The organism is Acinetobacter sp. YH1901141, from assembly GCF_013416935.1.
GTDB classification, from domain to species: Bacteria; Pseudomonadota; Gammaproteobacteria; order Pseudomonadales; family Moraxellaceae; genus Acinetobacter; species Acinetobacter towneri.
The window spans coordinates 13,717-34,413 of sequence record NZ_VPEY01000023.1 but is presented as its reverse complement, the minus strand read 5'-3'; the positions used below and the strand labels follow the sequence as shown (position 1 = coordinate 34,413).

17 protein-coding genes and 1 riboswitch are annotated in these 20,697 nt (G+C 43.1%); of the genes, 14 read left to right on the top strand and 3 right to left on the bottom strand.

The features are described from left to right. The first annotated feature begins 66 nt into the window (after positions 1 to 66). Entirely contained in the window at positions 67 to 1,248 is a 1,182-nt protein-coding gene (gene ftsZ / locus FTV52_RS11585) for a cell division protein FtsZ (RefSeq protein WP_004974238.1), read from the top strand. Positions 1,249 to 1,371: 123 nt separating this feature from the next. After that, positions 1,372 to 2,274 (top strand): UDP-3-O-acyl-N-acetylglucosamine deacetylase, encoded by a 903-nt coding sequence (gene lpxC, locus FTV52_RS11580; RefSeq protein WP_004974240.1) that lies wholly within the window; start codon positions 1,372 to 1,374, stop codon positions 2,272 to 2,274. Positions 2,275 to 2,371: 97 nt separating this feature from the next. Here the strand turns inward: lpxC and FTV52_RS11575 are convergent, their stop codons facing one another. Next, a complete protein-coding gene (locus FTV52_RS11575) occupies positions 2,372 to 2,812 on the bottom strand; it encodes a DciA family protein (protein WP_004974242.1) in 441 nt (146 codons plus the stop codon). A gap of 106 nt (positions 2,813 to 2,918) precedes the next feature. Here FTV52_RS11575 and FTV52_RS11570 point away from each other — a divergent pair, with 106 nt between their 5' ends. The 10 genes from FTV52_RS11570 (at position 2,919) to recJ (ending at position 16,668) form a co-directional block, all read left to right on the top strand. Then, a complete protein-coding gene (locus FTV52_RS11570) occupies positions 2,919 to 3,602 on the top strand; it encodes a M23 family metallopeptidase (protein WP_004974246.1) in 684 nt (227 codons plus the stop codon). A 368-nt stretch (positions 3,603 to 3,970) separates the two neighbouring features. Next, positions 3,971 to 6,673: a pyruvate dehydrogenase (acetyl-transferring), homodimeric type gene (aceE, locus tag FTV52_RS11565; RefSeq protein ID WP_096901655.1), complete on the top strand. Its 2,703-nt coding sequence runs from the start codon at positions 3,971 to 3,973 to the stop codon at positions 6,671 to 6,673. A gap of 2 nt (positions 6,674 to 6,675) precedes the next feature. Beyond that, positions 6,676 to 8,655 (top strand): 2-oxo acid dehydrogenase subunit E2, encoded by a 1,980-nt coding sequence (locus FTV52_RS11560; RefSeq protein WP_179990851.1) that lies wholly within the window; start codon positions 6,676 to 6,678, stop codon positions 8,653 to 8,655. A 98-nt stretch (positions 8,656 to 8,753) separates the two neighbouring features. Further along, positions 8,754 to 8,913, top strand: a riboswitch (yybP-ykoY riboswitch). 72 nt (positions 8,914 to 8,985) lie between these two features. After that, positions 8,986 to 9,561: a TMEM165/GDT1 family protein gene (locus tag FTV52_RS11555; RefSeq protein ID WP_004974251.1), complete on the top strand. Its 576-nt coding sequence runs from the start codon at positions 8,986 to 8,988 to the stop codon at positions 9,559 to 9,561. Between the two features lie 185 nt (positions 9,562 to 9,746). Then, positions 9,747 to 10,544 (top strand): MBL fold metallo-hydrolase, encoded by a 798-nt coding sequence (locus FTV52_RS11550; protein WP_179990850.1) that lies wholly within the window; start codon positions 9,747 to 9,749, stop codon positions 10,542 to 10,544. 106 nt (positions 10,545 to 10,650) lie between these two features. Then, positions 10,651 to 11,016 (top strand): YkgJ family cysteine cluster protein, encoded by a 366-nt coding sequence (locus FTV52_RS11545; protein ID WP_004974255.1) that lies wholly within the window; start codon positions 10,651 to 10,653, stop codon positions 11,014 to 11,016. Positions 11,017 to 11,344: 328 nt separating this feature from the next. After that, positions 11,345 to 12,811 (top strand): IMP dehydrogenase, encoded by a 1,467-nt coding sequence (guaB, locus tag FTV52_RS11540; RefSeq protein WP_179990849.1) that lies wholly within the window; start codon positions 11,345 to 11,347, stop codon positions 12,809 to 12,811. A gap of 142 nt (positions 12,812 to 12,953) precedes the next feature. Next, positions 12,954 to 14,285, top strand: coding sequence for a phosphoglucosamine mutase (gene glmM / locus FTV52_RS11535; protein ID WP_131261207.1), 1,332 nt, complete (start codon positions 12,954 to 12,956; stop codon positions 14,283 to 14,285). Positions 14,286 to 14,297: 12 nt separating this feature from the next. Continuing rightward, a complete protein-coding gene (pdxH, locus tag FTV52_RS11530; RefSeq protein ID WP_096901662.1) occupies positions 14,298 to 14,954 on the top strand; it encodes a pyridoxamine 5'-phosphate oxidase in 657 nt (218 codons plus the stop codon). A gap of 13 nt (positions 14,955 to 14,967) precedes the next feature. Next, a complete protein-coding gene (recJ, locus tag FTV52_RS11525) occupies positions 14,968 to 16,668 on the top strand; it encodes a single-stranded-DNA-specific exonuclease RecJ (protein ID WP_179990848.1) in 1,701 nt (566 codons plus the stop codon). Between the two features lie 58 nt (positions 16,669 to 16,726). On the opposite strand, the gene FTV52_RS11520 is transcribed toward recJ, so the two are convergent. Both FTV52_RS11520 and FTV52_RS11515 read right to left on the bottom strand, forming a co-directional pair. Continuing rightward, a complete protein-coding gene (locus FTV52_RS11520; protein WP_179990847.1) occupies positions 16,727 to 17,605 on the bottom strand; it encodes a putative porin in 879 nt (292 codons plus the stop codon). Between the two features lie 173 nt (positions 17,606 to 17,778). Further along, positions 17,779 to 18,561, bottom strand: coding sequence for a putative porin (locus FTV52_RS11515; protein ID WP_179990846.1), 783 nt, complete (start codon positions 18,559 to 18,561; stop codon positions 17,779 to 17,781). Between the two features lie 571 nt (positions 18,562 to 19,132). Here FTV52_RS11515 and prfB point away from each other — a divergent pair. Together prfB and FTV52_RS11505 are read left to right on the top strand one after the other, a co-directional pair. Continuing rightward, positions 19,133 to 20,228, top strand: a protein-coding gene (gene prfB, locus FTV52_RS11510; protein WP_096901669.1) for a peptide chain release factor 2 whose coding sequence is annotated in 2 segments (ribosomal slippage) — positions 19,133 to 19,204 and positions 19,206 to 20,228 — 1,095 coding nt in all. Because the reading frame shifts where the segments join, the coding sequence is not laid out codon by codon here. Between the two features lie 157 nt (positions 20,229 to 20,385). After that, positions 20,386 to 20,685, top strand: coding sequence for a helix-turn-helix transcriptional regulator (locus tag FTV52_RS11505; protein WP_019837093.1), 300 nt, complete (start codon positions 20,386 to 20,388; stop codon positions 20,683 to 20,685). Positions 20,686 to 20,697: the final 12 nt, after the last annotated feature.

The window sequence follows — 20,697 nt, the reverse complement described above, 5'->3', positions numbered from 1 at the left end:
TATGAAGATCAAGGCAGTATACGGGCTTAAGTGACTGCCAATAACGTATTAGGAAATCTAAAGGTCATGGCCTCATTTGAATTTATAGATGATCAAACCGATAGCAACGGTCAAGCCCGTTTCACTGTGTTTGGTGTGGGTGGTGCAGGTGGTAACGCTGTGCAGCACATGCTTGAGTCGGATATTCAGGGTGTAAAATTTGTTTGTGCCAATACGGACAAACAAGCATTGGATCGCATGAATTCGCAATTCAAAATCCAGCTAGGTGAGCAAAGCACACGTGGTTTAGGCGCGGGCGGTGATCCTCAAGTGGGTCAAACTGCAGCGGAAGAAAGCCGCGAGCTGATCTGTCAGCAACTTGAAGGCACAGACATGGTGTTCGTGACTGCAGGGATGGGCGGTGGTACAGGTACAGGTGCTGCGCCAGTTGTGGCTGAAATTGCCAAAGAAATGGGCATTTTGACTGTTGGTGTGGTGACTACGCCATTTAACTTTGAGGGTAAGCGTCGCTTACTTTCTGCGGAAAAAGGGATTGCGGCATTAGAACAGCATGTAGACTCTTTAATCATTATTCCAAACCAGCGTTTAATGAAAGTTTACCGCGACATTTCAATGAAAGATGCGTATAAAAAAGCCGATGACGTTTTGTTGAACGGTGTACGCAGTATTTTTGATTTGGTGGTACGTCCAGGTCACATCAACCTAGACTTTGCTGACTTGAAAACTGCGATGAGTACGCGCGGTTATGCGATGATGGGTGTTGGTTCAGGTCGTGGTGAAAACCGTGCGCGTCAAGCGGCTGAACAAGCGATTCGTAGCCCATTGCTCGATAGCGTAACCATTGCCAATGCCAAAGGCTTGTTGATTAACGTAACGGGTGGTGATGATGTGACCTTCGGTGAAATCGAAGAGATCATGGACGTGATTCATCAACTTTCAGATACCGAACAAACCCAAGTATTCTACGGTACGGTATTTGATCCTGAAGCGCGTGACGAAATTAGCGTGACTGTTATTGCTACTGGTTTAGCGCGTAACACAGGCGATACACCAGAGCCTGCAAAACGCACCGTGACACAAACCACTTCTGCAGCACCAACAGCGGCAGTAGAAGAAGATGATGTGCCTGCAATTCAGCGTCAGCAGGCAGAAACTGCGCCTGCAATTAGTGCGACAACAACATCAGGCTCTGCGCGTCCAACGCCAATGAGTATTCAAGACTATTTGAAAAATCAGCAGCGTAAATAAGACAAGATCCTCAATTTCATTGTGTGATCGGGAAAAGGCAGTTTTAAACTGCCTTTTTTGTTTTTTATCAATGGCTAAATATGCTAACGTATAGCGGTTTTAAAATTTAGATGAATTGAGAACATGCTGAAACAACGTACCCTACAACGTGTCGTCAAGGCGAGCGGTATTGGTCTGCACAGTGGTCAAAAAGTATTGATCAACTTTGTGCCGCATCATGCCGATGGGGGAATTGTGTTTCGTCGTATCGATTTAAATCCGCCTGTCGATATTCCAGCCGATGCCATGCTGATTCAAGAAGCATTTATGTGCTCGAATTTGGTTCAGGATAATGCCAAAGTTGGCACTATTGAGCATGTTATGAGTGCAATTGCAGGGTTGGGCATTGATAACTTGATTATTGAAGTGTCTGCCTCTGAAGTGCCCATTATGGACGGCAGTGCAGGGCCTTTTATTTATTTGTTGATGCAGGGTGGTTTAAAAGAACAGGATGCTGCGAAAAAGTTCATCAAAATTTTAAAACCTGTAGAAGCTTTAATTGACGATAAACGTGCGGTGTTCAGTCCGCATGAAGGTTTTCAGCTCAATTTCACCATCGACTTTGATCATCCTGCCTTTAAAAAAGAATATCAGTCTGCCACCATCGATTTTTCTACAGAAACCTTTGTCTATGAAGTCAGTGGCGCACGTACTTTTGGCTTTATGAAAGATTTGGACTATTTAAAAGCCAATAATTTGGCTTTGGGTGCGAGTTTAGATAATGCCATTGGGGTAGATGATACAGGCGTGGTCAATGAAGAAGGTTTGCGCTTCTCGGACGAGTTTGTACGGCATAAAATTTTAGATGCTGTGGGGGATTTGTACTTGCTTGGACATCAAATTATTGCCAAGTTTGATGGTTATAAATCAGGACATGCCTTAAATAATCAGTTATTACGCAATGTTCAGAGCGATCCAAGCAGTTATGAAATTGTAACATTTGATGACATAAATTCTTGCCCGATCACTTTTGTGCATGTGACATAAGTCATTGTCTTTTCTTACTACGTTATAATGTAACAACAATAATATGTGAATTTCATCACAAATTTGAGCACGAGTTTTTGGTGTTTTCTGCAAACAATTATTTTTTATTGCTTGCCAAACGTAACAAAGCTTGGCTAAGCTTAGGGTCGCTCACAAAGTCAGCAGCACCTCGTAACATATCTTGAGTTTCTGGACTAAGTGTTCTTAAAGGCTTTTCGCTTTTTGGGGGCGTTTGAGATTCAACTCTTAAACGAACTTGAATTTTTTGTATGTCTTTCAGTTCATGCAGTTGTGACAGTTGAGTAATGTATTGCTTTTGCAAATAAGCAAGTTGACTGACCATCGCTTGATTCGTTCCAGTAATGGTTAAGACACCTTGTTGATAACAAACCACCTGCCATTGCTCTGGTTGCGGCAGTAAAGGTTGAATAAGTTTGCCAAGTTTCTGCCATGCAGCAACTTGGGTTGAGAGAAACGTTAGGTTTCCTGTTTTTATGTGTTTTCTTGTTTGTTGAAAGAGATTCACAGGTTCGGACATACATCATTCCTTCATGTTTATGCCCTAATCTTATGCGCTCCTTTCAGTAGATATCAAGGAAGAGATCACAAGGAACTTCAAGTAAGAACAGTTAAGAGGTTTTTTTATGCATTCGCGCCGTATTTTATTAGCGTTTTCACTGGCAGCTTCGGCAGCATCTGTCGCATTTGCTGATTTAGTTGAGTTAGATTCTCAAAATTCATCGACTGATCGTATTGAGCAATTAACCCGCACCTTGTCACAAGGTTCTTATACAGAAACACAAGACATTGATGTTCCTGCACAAACGCAGATGACCGTTAAGCTTCGTGAAAAGACTACAGAATTAAACAATGCGTCTTTAGCAAAAAAATACGGTACCAATACCAGCACCCGTTTTGCTTCTTCAAATCCTTATGCTTGGTTAGTGTCACATCCATTACCAAATGCACGTATTAGCTCGAACTATGGCGGTCGTGTCATGAGTGGTCGTGCTGAAAACCATTCTGGCTTAGACCTTGCTGCACCAAGCGGTACTCCAATTTATGCGACTGGCCCAGGTATTGTGACCAAGTCAGGCTGGGGCACAGGTTATGGTCAATATGTAGAAATTAACCACGGTAATGGTTATATCACGCGCTACGCACACGCTTCACGTTTAATTGCACGTGTGGGTGACCGTGTAGATGCAGGCGAACATATTGCCAACGTGGGTTGTACAGGTCGTTGTACAGGTCCTCACTTACATTATGAAGTAGTGAAAGATGGTCAACGTAAGAACCCTTCTACCTATTTAGCAATGTTGCCGTAATGTTTTGGCTAGAAATTCATGCTCTAGCCACACTCACTGTAAACTACACGCGAACTACAAATTAAAACATGAAATTAAAGCGGCAAAGGTCGCTTTTCTTTATACTCACGTTTTAGCTTTTAGCGAAATCTAGTGAGACATTTCAGACATCAACTTATCACCTAAAAAAATAATAACACGCAGTATCTGCTTTATTGTATAAAAAACCGCCTAAATTGGCGGTTTTTTGTTATTTGCTGTAAGAATGTGTCAATGACTATTTATTTTCTAAATAGTATGCAGGATATGCATTTAAGATTAGCCATATCTACTAAAGTCTAAATTATGATACATATAAAGCATACGATTAGGCTTAGGAATAGTGAATTATGGCGTTTTACGGTGATACGGACTCACAAGAAACCCAAGAATGGCAAGACGCCTTTGATGCTGTGTTACAACATATGGGTACTGAACGGGCAGCATTTTTACTCGAAAAACTGTACCAACGTGCAATTGCAAAGCATGTACCCATTCAGCGATTAAATACTCCTTACCTCAATACCATTTCAGTGGAAGAACAACCTGCCATGCCGGGCGATCAGGATATGGAGCGTCGTATTCGCGCCCTGATTCGCTGGAATGCGTTGGCAATGGTATTGCGTGCCAATAAAACAGGTGATGATTTAGGTGGTCACCTTGCAAGTTTCGCATCTTCAGCAACATTGTATGATGTTGGTTTTAACCATTTCTTCCGTGCCAATAGTGATCATTTTGGCGGTGATATGATCTACTACCAAGGTCACTGTGCACCCGGTATTTATGCCCGTTCATTTTTAGAAGGGCGTTTAACCGAAGATCAATTGAATAATTTCCGCCGTGAAGTGGGCGGTAACGGTTTACCTAGCTATCCACATCCTTATTTAATGCCTGACTATTGGCAGTTCCCAACGGTGTCGATGGGTCTGGGTCCAATCATGTCAATTTATCAGGCACATATTCAAAAATACTTAATGAACCGCGGTTTAATTAAAGAAGAAGACCGTAAAGTCTGGGCATATCTAGGCGATGGTGAAATGGATGAGCCAGAAAGTTTGGGTGCAATTTCACTGGCAGGTCGTGAAAAGCTAGATAACCTGATTTGGGTGGTGAACTGTAACTTACAGCGTTTAGATGGCCCTGTACGCGGTAACGGTAAAATCATTCAAGAACTTGAGTCGTTATTCCGTGGCGCAGGTTGGCGCGTGATTAAAGTGGTCTGGGGGCGTCATTGGGATGCTTTATTAGACAAAGACGACACAGGTGCATTAAGAGCCATTATGGAAGAAGCGGTGGATGGTGATTATCAGCGCTTGCAAGTGAAAGGTGGTGCATACGCTCGTGAGAAATTCTTTGGTAAATATCCTGAAGCCAAAGAATTGGTCAAAGATTTAAGCGATGAAGATATTGATAACCTGAACCGTGGTGGTCACGATCCGTACAAAGTATTTGCGGCGTATGCTGAAGCATGTAAGGCCAAAGGTCAGCCAACGGTCATTTTAGCCAAAACTGTCAAAGGTTATGGTTTGTCTGATGAAATTGAAGCGGTGAACAAAACCCACCAAATCAAAAAAATGCAGTTGGATTCTTTAAAATATGTACGTGACCGCTTCAACTTGCCATTTAGCGATGAGCAACTTGAAGAAGTGCCGTTCTATCGTCCAAGTGAAAATTCGCCTGAATTGAAATATATGAAAGCGCGTCGCGAAGCGTTGGGTGGTTATTTGCCTGCGCGTCGTAAAGACAGCGAAGCTTTACAAATTCCTGAATTATCAGTTTTCGATTCAGTCTTGGCAGGTTCAGGTGGCAAAGAACAATCGACCACTATGGTGATGGTGCGTTTGATTTCTGCCCTGCTCAAAGAAAAAGCCATTAAAGACCGTGTGGTACCCATTGTACCCGATGAAGCACGTACTTTCGGTTTAGAAGGCATGTTCCGTCAACTGGGTATTTATGCCGCACATGGGCAAAAATACACCCCTGAAGACCAAGAACAATTGATGCATTATCGTGAAGCCAAAGACGGTCACATGCTGCAAGAAGGCATTAACGAAGCAGGTGCAATGAGTGCTTGGGCAGCTTTGGGTACCAGTTATTCGACCAATAACTTACCAATGATCCCAATGTATATGTATTACTCCATGTTTGGTTTCCAACGTATTGGGGATATTGCATGGGCGGCAGGTGATGCACAGGCGCAAGGTTTCTTGTTGGGTGCCACTGCAGGACGTACCACACTCAATGGTGAAGGCTTGCAACACCAAGATGGTCACTCGCATATTTTAGCCAATACTATTCCAAACTGTGTGTCCTATGACCCATGCTTTGGTTATGAGCTTGCCGTGATTGTGCATGATGGTTTGCAACGCATGTATGTCAATCAGGAGCGCGTGTTCTATTACCTCACCGTAATGAATGAAAACTACGAGCATCCTGAAATGCCACAAGGTGTGGAAGAAGGCATTAAGCGCGGCATGTATTTACTGCAGGAAGATGAAAAAGCCACGGTTCAATTGCTAGGTTCAGGTGTGATTTTGCGTGAAGTCATCAAAGCGGCGAAAATCTTGCGTGAAGAGTATCAAATCCACTCGAATGTCTACAGTGTGACCAGTTTTAATGAATTGGCGCGTGATGGTATGGCGTGTGAAGAATACAACCGTTTGCATCCATTGGCTGAAGAAAGCAAAGAGCCGTGGATCTCACAACAGTTACGTGGCAAAGATGGCATTGTCGTGTCTGCTACCGATCACATGCGCGCCTATAGCGAGCAAATTCGCGGTTACTTGCCAGACAATCGTCCATTTGTTGCCTTAGGTACCGATGGTTATGGTCGTTCCGATACCCGCGGTAACTTGCGTAGCTACTTTGGGGTCGATGCTGCACACATTGTGGTAGCCACCTTGAAAAAACTGGCTGATGAAGGCGAAGTCGATGCGCGTTTGGTCAAAGATGCAATCTCGACATTTGAGTTAGATACAGATCGTCCTGTCGCGTGGGCACCGCAAGCGGTTCCTGAAGTACAAGCGGTTGCTGACTACAAAGAGGAGCACTGATCATGCAAATTCAAACGCCTGATATTGGTGTCGATAAAGCCACTGTTGCAGATATTCTTGTCAAAGTTGGCGACACGATTGCAGTTGATGACAGCATTGTCCTATTGGAATCAGACAAAGCCTCTGTTGAAGTACCCAGCACCGTTGCAGGGGTGGTGAAAAGTATTTTGGTACAACAAGGCGATGAAGTGACTGAAGGTGCGGTGCTGATTGAGTTGGAAACTGAAGCTCAAACGGCAGCTGCTACAGAAGTTGCTGCACCGCAAGCCCAAGTAGATGCTGCACCGAAGCAAGATGCTGAACCAGTGATCGCTGCAGAACCAAGCTCAGCGACATCAAACACTGCGCAAGAAGTAGATGTACAAGTACCTGACATTGGCGTGGAAAAAGCCGTTGTTGGGGAAATTTTAGTACAAGTCGGCGATGCGATTGATGTTGATCAAAGCATTATTGTGGTGGAGTCGGACAAAGCCACAGTAGAAGTGCCGAGTACGGTGTCGGGTACAGTTACCGCTATCCAAATCAATACGGGTGATACCGTAAAAGAAGGTGTGGTGATTCTGAAAGTGAAAACCGCCGCTGCTGCAGTCACACAGGTGGAAACACCTCAAGTGGCATCAGCAGAAGCGGCTGCTGCAACAGCGAGCGCAGCAACTGCATCGGCACCACAAACAACAGCATCAGCACAGGTTGAAGTCGCAGTGCCTGATTTAGGGGTCGATAAAGCCACAGTGGCAGAAATTTTGGTACAAGTGGGCGATACAGTCGCCGCTGACCAAAGTTTGATTGTGGTGGAATCAGACAAGGCTACGGTAGAAGTGCCAAGTACTACTGCAGGCGTGATTCAAGCGATTCATGTAGAATTAGGACAAAGTGTTGCGCAGGGCAATGCATTAGTGACGATAGTAACTGCAAGCGCAGCTGCACCAACAGCAGTTGCAGCAGCTCAAGTTGCCTCTGCACCAAGTACATCGCCAGCAGTCAGTGCTGCATCTACAGCACAAACCACAACGGTTGCAGCAAGTGCACATACGAATGTAGACAAATTGAGCAAGGCGCAAAATGAAGCCAATGCAAAAGTGTATGCAGGCCCTGCTGTGCGTAAACTGGCGCGTGAGTTAGGTGTTGTTTTAGCCGATGTAAACGCCACTGGCCCGCATGCGCGTGTACTCAAAGAAGACTTGAAGGCTTATGTTAAAGCGCGTCTTACTGCGCCGCAGACTGCTCCTGTCGCTGCTACAACACAGCAAGTTACAGGTTTGCCAAAGTTGCCTGATTTTAGTGCATTTGGTGGCGTGGAAGAAAAAGGTTTGACGCGCTTACAACAAGTGTCAATTCCGCAATTGTCCCTGAACAATTACATTCCACAAGTCACGCAATTTGATTTGGCCGATATTACTGAGCTAGAAGCGTGGCGCAGTGAATTGAAAGCTAACTTCAAAAAAGAAGGTGTTAGCTTGACCATTTTGGCGTTCATTGCCAAAGCTGTAGCGCATTTGCTGAAAGATGAACCGTATTTCGCTGCGCATTTGGCAGATGATCAAAAGTCTGTGCTGCTGCGTAAAGAAATCCACATGGGCATTGCGGTGGCAACCCCCGATGGTTTAACCGTGCCTGTACTACGTAATCCAGATCAGAAATCGATTAAACAAATTGCGATTGAACTGGGTGAGTTGAGTCAAAAAGCGCGTGATAAAAAGTTGTCGCCTAAAGATTTACAAGGTGCAAACTTTACCATCACCAGTTTAGGTTCGATTGGCGGTACGGCATTTACGCCGTTGGTGAACTGGCCGCAGGTTGCGATTTTGGGTATTTCACCAGCGACCATGCAGCCTGTCTGGAATGGTGAAGGCTTTGATCCGCGCTTGATGTTGCCATTGTCATTGTCGTATGACCATCGGGTAATTAATGGCGCAGATGCAGCACGTTTTACCCATAAACTGACCCAGTTGTTGGCAGATATTCGTAGCTTGCTGCTCTAAACTCAGAAAAGCTTTATAAAACCCTGCTGCGGCAGGGTTTTTTGTCACTGCCGTTATTCGGCTAAATTTGCTTAACCGCAGTATTCCGTTTAGAATAGCTGTACTTCATTGGGGAGTAGCCGCTTTTTACTAATTTCTGTTTCAACTGAATGTAGTAAAAAGGTGATGGTCAACATATTTGTTCCACAGAACATGGTCATCATAGCAAAGAACCAAGTCTGCTTTTTCAAGCTTTCTTTTGTTGGCAAGACCTTTGATTTATCACTCTGCAGATTTTGGCTAGCAGGAGGGATAGGTCATTGGTATGTGTGCTAGCCAGAGAAAAACATCATGTATGAATTCCTCATCTCGACTGCCATTGTCGCCTTAGCCGAAATGGGTGATAAAACCCAACTATTGGCTTTATTACTCGCGGCACGTTTTCGTAAACCTGCTCCAATCTTGGTTGCTATTTTACTGGCAACACTCATTAACCACGGACTTTCTGCAGTTTTAGGGCAGTGGATTACCACGGTACTTAGCCCAGAAATTTTATTGTGGATTTTGTCTTTAGGTTTTATTGGCATGGCGATTTGGATGCTTATTCCAGACCAGCTAGATGATGAAACTGAAAGCATCAACAAGTGGCAAAAATACGGTGTATTTGGCGCGACCTTTGTATTGTTCTTTTTGGCAGAAATTGGCGATAAAACTCAAATTGCCACAGTGGCTTTAGCCGCACGTTATGACAGCGTGTTTTGGGTCATGCTTGGAACCACTTTGGGGATGATGCTGGCCAATGCACCTGCGGTATTTATTGGCAATAAATTAGCGACCCGATTGCCAATTGCTTTAATTCATAAAATTGGTGCACTGATTTTCCTAATTATTGGTGTGTCGACTTTGGCGCAACATTATTTATTCTAAATTATTCATTAAAATGCATAAATCCTGAGCAAACTGCTCGGGATTTATTTATGTGAATGGTACTGCAATTCACTGATATTTCAGATAATCTGAGCCATTTTATTTATTGTAACTTTCCATAAATAGCTATATGTTATTCAGTGATAGAAAATCTATTTTTAAAATGAAAAAATTGGGGATTGGTTATGGCATTTGACCGTACAACATCGCAGGTCTTATTTGATAATGGGACACATAAATGTATTAGTTTTACCAGTTTGGTCAAAGGTGAAGGTGTTCAGGCCAACCAATTTCTGATCATTGATAATAACCGTGCCGCAGTGCTAGACCCGGGTGGCGACCTGACCTATGTACCACTGACCATGGAATTAAACAAATATACCCGTTTGACCAATCTTGACTATGTCATGGCATCGCACCAAGACCCAGACATCATCACTTCAATGCCACGTTGGTTGGTCTATACAGAAGCAAAAATCGTAGCATCAAAATTGTGGGCGCGTTTCTTGCCGCACTTAAGCTCATCTTTTATGAGTGATCGTATGAAAGGCAACTGGCTAGATCGTTTGGTGGAACTGCCAGATGAAGGTCAGGCAATTCCTTTGGGCGAGTCTAAAATTATTGCTGTGCCTGCGCACTTTTTGCACTCGGTCGGCAACTTCCAGTTTTATGACCCTGTTGCCAAAATCTTATTCTCGGGCGATATGGGTGCATCCATGGTGGAAGATGCTTCAATTCCACTGGCTGATTTTGCTGCGCATATTCCTGCCATGAAAGGCTTCCATCAGCGCTATATGTGTTCCAATAAAGTGATTCGCCTCTGGGTGAATATGGTACGCACCATGGACGTTGAAATGATTGTGCCGCAACACGGTACGCCATTTGTGGGCAAAGAACAGGTGAATCAATTCTTAGACTGGATTGAAACACTGGAATGTGGCGTCGATTTGATGGATGAACACGTTTTTAGCTGCCCTGAATAAGCGACAAAAAAAGCTGAAAAAACTGTAAAAAAAACTTGAGTGCAAAAACAACTTTTTTTAAGATTTTCGCCCAAAAACGATTTTTTTGATGACGAGAACTTAACGAATGTTGTCTCAAGTACCTACAGCCGATGCCTGCTTAAGCTGCGGCGCGTGTTGCGCTTATTTCCGTGTTTCATTTTATTGGGCTGAAGGCATGAATATGCCTGAGCACTACACGGAACCAGTAACAGCAGTCTATTCATGCATGTGTGGTACCAATCAGAGTCAGCCGCGTTGTGTCGCTTTAGAAGGTGAAGTTGGACAGCAAGTGAGCTGCGGGATTTATGAATTACGCAGCAGCTCTTGTAAAGAAGTGCAAATTGCCGATGATCAATGCAATAAAGCACGTCGTGCGCATAACATGATTCCATTTGTGCAAGTCGATCCAGCCATTTCTGTGAATGATGATGACTTCGATCAAGTGGTTTAATGGTGCTTTAAGTTGTTGATCGCAATCCAGATTGAAAAAGCAAAGCTGCGGCTTTGCTTTTTTTTACGGCTAATTTTGGATAAATAGCCAATCATGGTTCACATTGAAGCGGCTTTATCTGCCTGAAAAATGAAACATCGCAAGTTTTAAACCTGCACGGCTAAAAAGCAAACTAAGGATGAAAACTTCAATTTTTAGATGAAAATTACCGATTTTTTCATGTCGCATCCCCCAGAAGGGCAGAATAAAAAATATTTCTTAGAGAACAAATGAAATTTGTGCCCAGATTTGTTTATAATGGCTCACGGAAATTACCAGTGAGACTGTTATGCTGACCATCGTTCAAGAAGCGTTAACCTTCGATGATGTCTTATTACTCCCTGCCTATTCTACTGTTCTCCCAAAAGATGTCTCCTTAAAGACACGTTTTACGCGCGGCATTGACCTGAATATTCCTTTGGTTTCAGCAGCAATGGATACGGTGACTGAATCTCGTATGGCAATTGCGATGGCGCAAAACGGTGGTATTGGTATTTTGCATAAAAACATGGACATCGTTGCGCAAGCAGCCGAAGTGCGCCGTGTGAAAAAATTTGAAGCGGGTATGGTGAAAGACCCGATTACCGTAACGCCAGAAACTACAGTACGTGAATTGATTGCGCTGACTCAAGCCAATAATATTAGTGGTGTACCTGTGGTAAAAGATGGCAAAGTTGTCGGTATTGTGACAGGACGTGATACACGTTTTGAAACCAACCTTGAACAACCTGTCAGCAATATCATGACAGGTCAAGATCGTTTAGTGACAGTACGCGAAGACGAATCTAAAGAAAACATTCAAGCTTTATTGCAACAGCATCGTATTGAAAAAGTGTTGGTTGTTAATGAAAATCAAGAGCTTAAGGGCTTAATTACGGTGACCGATTTCCGTAAAGCAGAATTGTATCCAAACAGCTGTAAAGATGACTTAGGTCGTTTACGTGTGGGTGCTGCAGTGGGTACAGGCGCAGAAACACCAAGCCGTGTAGAAGCATTGGTTGAAGCAGGTGTCGATGCGATTGTGGTTGATACTGCACACGGTCACTCTGCAGGCGTAATTGAGCGTGTACGTTGGGTAAAAGCTAACTATCCACAAGTTCAAGTAATTGGCGGTAACATTGCAACTGGCGATGCTGCTTTGGCATTGTTAGATGCAGGCGCAGACGCAGTGAAAGTGGGGATTGGCCCAGGTTCAATCTGTACCACACGTATTGTGGCAGGTATTGGTATGCCGCAAATCTCTGCAATTGACGCTGTTGCCAATGCATTGAAAGAACAGATTCCATTAATTGCCGATGGTGGTATTCGCTTCTCTGGTGATATGGCCAAAGCGATTGGTGCAGGTGCAAGTACCATTATGGTGGGTTCATTGCTTGCTGGTACTGAAGAAGCACCGGGCGAAGTTGAATTCTTCCAAGGTCGTTACTACAAAGCATACCGTGGTATGGGTTCATTGGGTGCAATGGCGGGTGCAACAGGTTCTGCAGACCGTTATTTCCAAGACTCGAAAGCAGGTGCAGAAAAACTTGTACCAGAAGGTATTGAAGGTCGTGTACCGTACAAAGGCCCAATGGGCAACATCGTGCATCAGATGATGGGTGGTTTACGTTCATCTATGGGTTATACAGGTTCTTCAACCATTGAAGATCTACGCCAAAATGCTAAATTCGTGAAAATTACTGCAGCAGGTATGCAGGAATCTCACGTGCATGATGTGACGATTACTAAAGAAGCGCCGAACTATCGCGTTGGTTAATATGAACTATCGCGTTGGTTGATATTTAGTAGCATTTTCAAATAAAAGCCGTCATCAATGTGACGGCTTTTTCATTTTTGGTGTAAAGTAACTCGCAGTAAAAAAGTGATGATAAAGATCACCCCTAAGAAGTGAGAACAATATGAGTTATTTTGGTACAGACGGCATTCGAGGGAAGTTTGGAGAGTTACCAATTACACCTGATTTTGCATTAAAACTAGGTTTTGCAGCAGGTAAAGTTTTAAAAAAACACACCAAAAAAAATAAACCTATTGTGGTATTGGGTAAAGATACACGTCTTTCAGGCTATATTTTAGAAGCAGCATTACAAGCGGGTTTAAATGCCGCAGGTGTCTATGTGCATTTGCTCGGCCCATTGCCGACGCCCGCTATTGCGCACTTAACCCGCGCTTTGCATGCCAGTTTAGGCATTGTGATTTCAGCATCGCATAATCCGTATTTTGATAACGGGATTAAATTTTTCTCGGGCGAAGGGAAAAAGCTGCCAGATGCCTTGCAAGAAGAAATTAACCAAGAATTGCAGCAAGAATTAAAAATTGATGATACGGCCAACTTGGGTAAAAGTGTTCGTGTTAAAGATGCCAATGGGCGTTACATCGAGTTTTGTAAATCGACCTTTCCATATCATTTAGATTTAAATGACCTCACCATTGTGGTCGATTGCGCCAATGGTGCTGCCTACAATGTTGGCCCTGCGGTATTCCGTGAATTAGGTGCGAAAGTGATTGCCATTCACAATGAGCCAAATGGTTTAAACATCAACGAAAATTGCGGCTCAACCCATCCTGAAAGTTTGCAAAAAGCAGTGCTTGAGCATCAGGCGGATTTGGGTGTTGCATTTGATGGTGATGCAGACCGTGTGATTTTGGTGGATAGTCAAGGCAAGCAAATTGATGGTGACCACATTTTATATATTCTTGCTACACAAGGCTCGAAAAAACCTGCAGGTATTGTTGGGACGTTAATGAGCAATATGGCATTGGAATTGGCGTTAGAAAAAGCCCAAGTACCATTACTCCGTGCCAATGTCGGTGACCGTTACGTGCTACAAGGTCTGGAAGAAAATGGCTGGGTTATTGGTGGTGAGCCATCGGGGCATATTTTGACTTTGGACAAGAGCACCACAGGTGATGCAATTATTGCTGCCTTACAAGTGTTAACGGTGATGGTCGAACAAAATAAAGCCCTGCATGAATTGGTGGCAGATTTTAAACTGTTGCCAAATGTGCTGGAAAATGTGCGTTTAGCAAATATGTTTGACCCATATACTGTTCCTGCCTTGGTGGAAGAGTTTGACCGTGCTACGGAACAGCTGAAAGGTCGTGGACGCTTATTGATTCGTAAATCGGGCACTGAACCTGTGATTCGTGTCATGGTGGAAGGTGATGATTTGGCTGAAGTGAAGGCAATGGCGAAAGATTTAGCAGATGCTGTACGTCGTCATGCCGTCTAAAGGGAGTAAATCGTGAGTGATTTAATTAAAGATTTAAGTGAGCTGCGTTTAAGTTACCAAAAAGGTGAATTGCTAGAAGCACAGGTCAGTGCCAATCCGCATATTCAGTTTTTGAATTGGTTTAACCATGCCTTAGAAGCCAAGCTGCATGAACCGTATGCGATGTCATTGGCGACTGCCAATGCGCAAGGTCGTCCGCATGTGCGTACTGTGTTGCTGCGTGGAGCCACCGAAGCAGGCTATGACTTTTATACCAATTATGACAGTCAAAAAGGGTTGGATTTAGCGGCCAATCCTTATGCTGAATTGTTATTTTACTGGCCTGAACTGGAACGTCAGATTCGTGTCAGCGGTTATGTCGAAAAAATTGATGAGCAAGAATCGACAGCGTATTATCACAAACGCCCACGTGACAACCAAATCGCTGCGCATATTAGCACTCCGCAAAGTGGTGTGATTGCCAGCCGTGAAGAACTACAGGCGCGTTTCCAAGACTTGCATGCCCAAGTGGGCGATCAATCTGAATTGCAAAAACCTATATTTTGGGGCGGTTACCGCTTGCAGCCTGATTATTACGAATTTTGGCAAGGCCGTCCGAACCGTTTGCATGACCGCTTAGCTTATGAAAAAATTGAAGGTGAGTGGAAACTACAACGCTTGATGCCTTAAATCACTGGAAATTATGTCAAAAATTCTAATAAAGCAAAGACCTTTACTTACACGCCCTGAAAACTTTCAGGGCGTCTCTACATTTGTTGCCCAAATTTTAGCGCGCCGTGGCGTTGCGTCTGAGCAGGAGCTGGAACTTAAACTGAAGCACTTGCTTGCTCCAAGCATGAAAGGTCTACCAGAAGCAATTCAGCTGATGGATCAGGCGATTGATCAGCAGAAAAAAATTGTAATTGTGGGCGATTACGATGCCGATGGCGCGACCAGTACCACACTTATGATTTTGACATTGCGCGAAATGGGCGCACACGTGCAGTATTTAGTACCTGACCGTTTTAAATATGGTTATGGCTTAACCCCCGCCATTGCCGATTTGGCTTTTGAGCGTTATGCACCTGATTTATTAATTACGGTAGATAACGGAATTTCCAGTCATGCAGGTGTGGAGCGTGCGCAAGCTTTGGGGATGCAGGTCATCATTACCGATCACCACCTCACTACAAAAGCCACTCCAAATGCAGAGGCTGTGGTGAATCCGAATCAATTGGGTTGTGATTTCCCAAGTAAAGCTTTGGCAGGTGTGGGCGTGGCATTTTATGTGTTGGCGAACTTATCCAGTCAGCGTAAAAAACAGGGCAAATCTGCTGCAAATTTAACGCAATATTTAGATTTGGTGGCCTTGGGCACCTATGCCGATGTCGCTAGTCTGGATTATAACAACCGTATTTTGGTGGATGCAGGCTTGAAACGGATACAGCAGAATTTATGTCGTCCTGGGATTAGCGCATTGCTGGATTTGGCAGGACGTGAACCCGCACAGCTCAAAGCGCAGGATTTGGGTTTTGTCTTGGGGCCACGTATCAATGCTGCAGGGCGCATGGAAACCATGGACATTGGAATCGAGTGTTTACTGGCAGCGGATATGCAAAGTGCTTATGCTTTGGCGCGTCAGTTAAATGCTTTGAATCAGGAACGCCGTCAGGTTGAAGGGCAAATTAAACAGGATGCGCTGGCAGAGTTGGAAAAGCTGCAGTTAGATCAAAGCGATTTACCGCATGCCTTGATCATGTTTGAAGAACATTGGCACCAAGGTGTAATTGGAATTGTTGCAGGACGCTTAAAGGAACAGTTTCATCGCCCTGCGATTGTATTTGCTGCCGATGAAGATGGTGAGCATATTAAAGGCTCTGCCCGTTCAATTGAGGGGATTCACATACGTGACACCATTGAATTGGTTGCAGAGCAATATCCACATTTGGTGAGTCATTTTGGTGGACATGCGGCTGCGGCAGGTTTGACCATAAAAAAGGTGCACTTTGCAGAATTTAAACAGGTCTTTGAACAGATCATTGCGCAAATGGATGCGGATTTATTTCATGCTGTGCTATGGACAGATGGTGAATTGCCGCAAGAAGCTTTTGATTTACACACGGTAGATTTATTACAGCATTTGGCGCCGTGGGGACAAAAGTTTCCGCAGCCTGTATTTGAAGGGCGTTTTAAAGTGGTCGATTTTAGATGGCTTAAAGAGACGCATTTAAAACTGCGTCTGGTGTTGCAGAATGGCCAAGTGCTGGATGCGATTGCCTTTGGTGCCAAAGATAAATTTGACTTTAACCCAATGCTGGATCATGTGCGTTTGGTTTATGAATTAGAACGCAATGTGTTTAATAGCAATGTCAGTTTACAACTGCAGATTGTGCATTTGGAGTAGTAGCCCAAATAAAAATCCGCTCACATTTGAGCGGATTTTTTGCTTTTAATTTATGGAATTAGAAGCGGAATGTACCATTAATGCCATAAGAGTCCGCACCATCAGTTGTTGTGTAATTCACACCTACAGCAAATGCAGGGGTAAAGAATTTTTGTGCACGGACATTAAAGATAGTATCAGAGTCATCTTCTGTTGAATCAGCAAAAGCAACACCAACACTTAGAGTTGGGTCGATATAAAGGTCTGCACCTAGACGATATACTGTTTCATCGCCGAAATAAGAAACACCCTCAAAATTCGTATAATAGTTACCTATTTGAGATACATATTTTGCGCGTAAAGAAACAGCTGTTTCATCAACTACAGCCACCCCATAACCAAGTGTGCTTGCAAATCCAATTTTAGAAGCTAACATTGGATCGAAGCTGTCTTTTGCGACACCAACCGCTAATAGTAGACCATTTGTAGGTAGATAACCTGCTTCTAAAGAGTAACCAGTATTATCTTCAGACTCTTCTTCATGAAGTCCAGGGGTAGTTACCGAACCTGTATAGTCCAAACGGTTTAAGCTACCACCAATATAAAATTGGGTATTAGGGATATAAAACTCACCGTTAATACCAACAATGTCATATTCTTCTTCTGCCTTGACGTTACCTATGTTGAGTTCATTTTGGGCATTAAGATATCCTAAGCCAATATTGCTCGCTTTAGCTAAAAAAGCAGCTTCAGCTAAAGGTACATTTTTGACTTGAACACCATTTAGGTAATATTTACCATTAATAAAGAATAAGTCGCCATCAGACTCAAGTTCTACACCACCTAAATTATTATCAAAATCAGTGTTTTCATACCCACCATTGATTTCAAATTGATACGCATGAGCAGTACTTAAACCAGCAAGAAGAGCAGTTGCAAGCGCAAGTTTTTTAAACATTATTGAGATTCCCTCTGTTGTAGAAATATGACTGTTTTGTTACAGTTGTTGCTGATTGTACGGAAAATAAACATACAGTCAATGCACTATTTCTACCTAACTGCTTTATTTTGAGGCATAAAAAAGCACCCTTCCGAAGAAGAGTGCTGTTTGAATATCTAATTAGGCTAAACTCAGAAGCGATATTTTGCAGCGACACCAAAGCGGTTATAGTCATTGTTGCCAACTTCACCAAAGCCAACACGGCCTTCGAGGCTGATTTGCGGGGTAAAGAATTTACGTGCATTGATACCAAATTCGTTAGTATCACCGTAGTCACGATCTTTACTGTAGTAGTCTACACCTAGACTTAAGGTTTTATCGATGAAGTAATCTGCCGCAAGGTTATATTCGTCTAAATCACCAAAACCTGCGCCTGCTTCTAAGTTGATATCTTTACCATTGCTTAGAGAAGTGACATATTTAGCGCGAAGCGTAGGATCGACACCGTCGTCATAATCGTTGTCGTAGCCTTTTAGACCTGCAGCAATTAATAAACCTGGTGCGGGTAAATAACCGACTTCAGCGCCATAAACAGTCTCATCAAAATCGCCACCGCGGTCAAATTTCATATCGTCGCGACCAACATTACCACTCACATAGAAATCTGAGTTAGGAATGTAAACTTCAGCACCTACGCCGTAACGATGACGTTCATCATTACCGACTTCGTCATATTGGTATTTGGCATTTACGTTGCTAGCACGATCAAGGAACGCTGCTTCTGCCAAAGGTGCATTACGGGTTTGTACAGGGTTAAAGTAATAAGTACCATCAACACCGAATGAACCGCTTGAACTGTCGTTGTCTGGATCAATCAGTCCTGCTGATGCACCAATTTCAGCTTGATATGCGTTCGCAGTACCAGTAATAGCCAAAGCTGAAAGTAGGGCTGATGCGATTGCTAATTTTTTCATGGAAAGTACCCCTCTGAAATCTGGTTAACAGTTAAACTTTTTGTTACAACTTTCAGTCTAGGCGAAAAAAAATCAGCGTCAATCACAGGAAAGTTACCGCATTGTTTCAAGCGTAAGTTTGTGTAATTTTTTTTATTTAAGTGATTGAAATAAAAATGAAATAATTAAATGTTTTGTTTTATTAAAACTATGTAGGTTTTGTGAATTTTACTAAATTTGATCATTAAATCATCAAACTTGTTTCATCTTTGTTTTATTTGGCGGGTTGAAGCAATTGCCAAACACCACTTTTTAAGCATGTTTTCAGCTGAATGTGTCAGGCAAAACATTAGCGCGATAGATCAGCCATTAAGATAAACATCCGTGTTAATCGGGCATGCTATTTTAGGTTGGCTATCATCAGGCTTTCACTTTAAAAGTTGAAAGTAATCTTTATTTTTAACCACATTTAGCATTCAACCTATAAAAGCTGAAAAGTTATGCTGGAATTTACAGCAGGGTAGAAATGCTAGAACAGGTCTGTGCTACAATTATCAGCTAATAAGCTTCATTGTTAATTGAGAGAATTTACGTGGAAATTAATCCTTATCTAAACCAATTAAAAGACTTGAACGAACGTAGTCAAACACTACGGGGGTATCTTTGACTACGATCTGAAAAAAGAGCGTTTAGAAGAGGTTCTCCGCGAGTTAGAAGATCCTGCAATCTGGAATGATCAAAGTCGTGCGCAAGCCATGGCCAAAGAAAAGGGCGAGCTTGAAAACGTGATTCATGTCCTAGAAGGTTTGGCGACCCAGTTAGAAGATGCCCAAGCCATGCTAGACTTAGCCGTTGAAGCCGATGATGAAGATTTATTGGTGGATGTACAGTCTGAATTGACTTCTGCAGAAGAAGAACTGGCGAAATTAGAATTCCGTCGTATGTTCAGTAATCCAATGGATCCAAACCCATGCTATGTTGAAATTCAGGCAGGTTCGGGTGGTACAGAAGCGCAAGACTGGGCATCGATGCTGTTGCGTATGTATATGCGCTGGATTGAACGTCACGGCTTTAAAGCAGAATTGATGGAAGAATCGGATGGTGATGTGGCAGGGATTAAATCTGCGACCATTCGCGTAGAAGGCGAATATGCCTATGGTTGGTTGCGCACTGAATCGGGTGTGCATCGTTTAGTGCGTAAATCGCCATTTGACTCAGGTAACCGTCGTCATACGTCATTTTCTGCAGTGTTTGTTTCACCAGAAGTGGATGACAATATTGAAATTGATATTAACCCTGCCGATGTTCGTACCGATACGTATCGTGCATCGGGTGCGGGTGGTCAGCACATTAATAAAACCGACTCTGCGGTACGTTTAACCCACGCACCTACAGGTATTGTGGTTGCTTGTCAGAACCAACGTTCGCAACACGCCAACCGTGACCATGCGTGGAAACAGTTACGTGCCAAGTTGTATGAACTGGAAATGAGTAAACGTAATGAGGCGGCTCAAGCACTGGAAGACTCGAAGTCTGATATTGGTTGGGGAAGCCAAATTCGCTCTTATGTATTGGATGATTCACGTATTAAAGACTTGCGTACAGGCGTGGAAACTTCAAATACAGGTGCGGTTTTAGATGGTGATTTAGATAAGTTTATTGAAGCCAGTTTAAAACAGGGTCTATAAGTTAGGGTCTGTAAGATCATAATGAGCCTGCCCAATTCAGTTGAGTTGCTTAAAAATTTATATAAATCGTAAAAAAACGATATTAATATCGAAAAAATACGATATATTAAAAGCAGCTGCTGAATTGGGCTTATATTTACGAATATGTGTCTGAATGATGGATGTCGATTTAATCTTTAAAGCCTTAGCCAATCCTACCCGTCGGCAAATTTTAGAATGGTTAAAAGCACCAGAACAATTTTTGTCGGTAGATGAGTGTGGCGACTTTAAGCGTGGCGTATGTGCAGGACACATTGAGCGTTTGGGCAACGTGTCGCAATCGACCATGTCAAATCATTTATCGGTACTGCAACAGGCAGGTCTTATTCGTGCAGAAAAATATGGACAATGGTCGTATTTTTCTCGTAATGAAGCACTCATTCAGCAATATGTCGAATATTTAAAACACTCACTTTAACTGTGAGATTAG

What these genes read in the sequence shown, in the direction of transcription:
- ftsZ (WP_004974238.1), top strand. Translation starts at nt 67, where the DNA reads ATGGCCTCATTTGAATTTATAGATGATCAAACCGATAGCAACGGTCAA.
- lpxC (WP_004974240.1), top strand. Translation starts at nt 1,372, where the DNA reads ATGCTGAAACAACGTACCCTACAACGTGTCGTCAAGGCGAGCGGTATT.
- FTV52_RS11575 (WP_004974242.1), bottom strand. Translation starts at nt 2,812, where the DNA reads ATGTCCGAACCTGTGAATCTCTTTCAACAAACAAGAAAACACATAAAA.
- FTV52_RS11570 (WP_004974246.1), top strand. Translation starts at nt 2,919, where the DNA reads ATGCATTCGCGCCGTATTTTATTAGCGTTTTCACTGGCAGCTTCGGCA.
- aceE (WP_096901655.1), top strand. Translation starts at nt 3,971, where the DNA reads ATGGCGTTTTACGGTGATACGGACTCACAAGAAACCCAAGAATGGCAA.
- FTV52_RS11560 (WP_179990851.1), top strand. Translation starts at nt 6,676, where the DNA reads ATGCAAATTCAAACGCCTGATATTGGTGTCGATAAAGCCACTGTTGCA.
- FTV52_RS11555 (WP_004974251.1), top strand. Translation starts at nt 8,986, where the DNA reads ATGTATGAATTCCTCATCTCGACTGCCATTGTCGCCTTAGCCGAAATG.
- FTV52_RS11550 (WP_179990850.1), top strand. Translation starts at nt 9,747, where the DNA reads ATGGCATTTGACCGTACAACATCGCAGGTCTTATTTGATAATGGGACA.
- FTV52_RS11545 (WP_004974255.1), top strand. Translation starts at nt 10,651, where the DNA reads ATGTTGTCTCAAGTACCTACAGCCGATGCCTGCTTAAGCTGCGGCGCG.
- guaB (WP_179990849.1), top strand. Translation starts at nt 11,345, where the DNA reads ATGCTGACCATCGTTCAAGAAGCGTTAACCTTCGATGATGTCTTATTA.
- glmM (WP_131261207.1), top strand. Translation starts at nt 12,954, where the DNA reads ATGAGTTATTTTGGTACAGACGGCATTCGAGGGAAGTTTGGAGAGTTA.
- recJ (WP_179990848.1), top strand. Translation starts at nt 14,968, where the DNA reads ATGTCAAAAATTCTAATAAAGCAAAGACCTTTACTTACACGCCCTGAA.
- FTV52_RS11520 (WP_179990847.1), bottom strand. Translation starts at nt 17,605, where the DNA reads ATGTTTAAAAAACTTGCGCTTGCAACTGCTCTTCTTGCTGGTTTAAGT.
- FTV52_RS11515 (WP_179990846.1), bottom strand. Translation starts at nt 18,561, where the DNA reads ATGAAAAAATTAGCAATCGCATCAGCCCTACTTTCAGCTTTGGCTATT.
- FTV52_RS11505 (WP_019837093.1), top strand. Translation starts at nt 20,386, where the DNA reads ATGGATGTCGATTTAATCTTTAAAGCCTTAGCCAATCCTACCCGTCGG.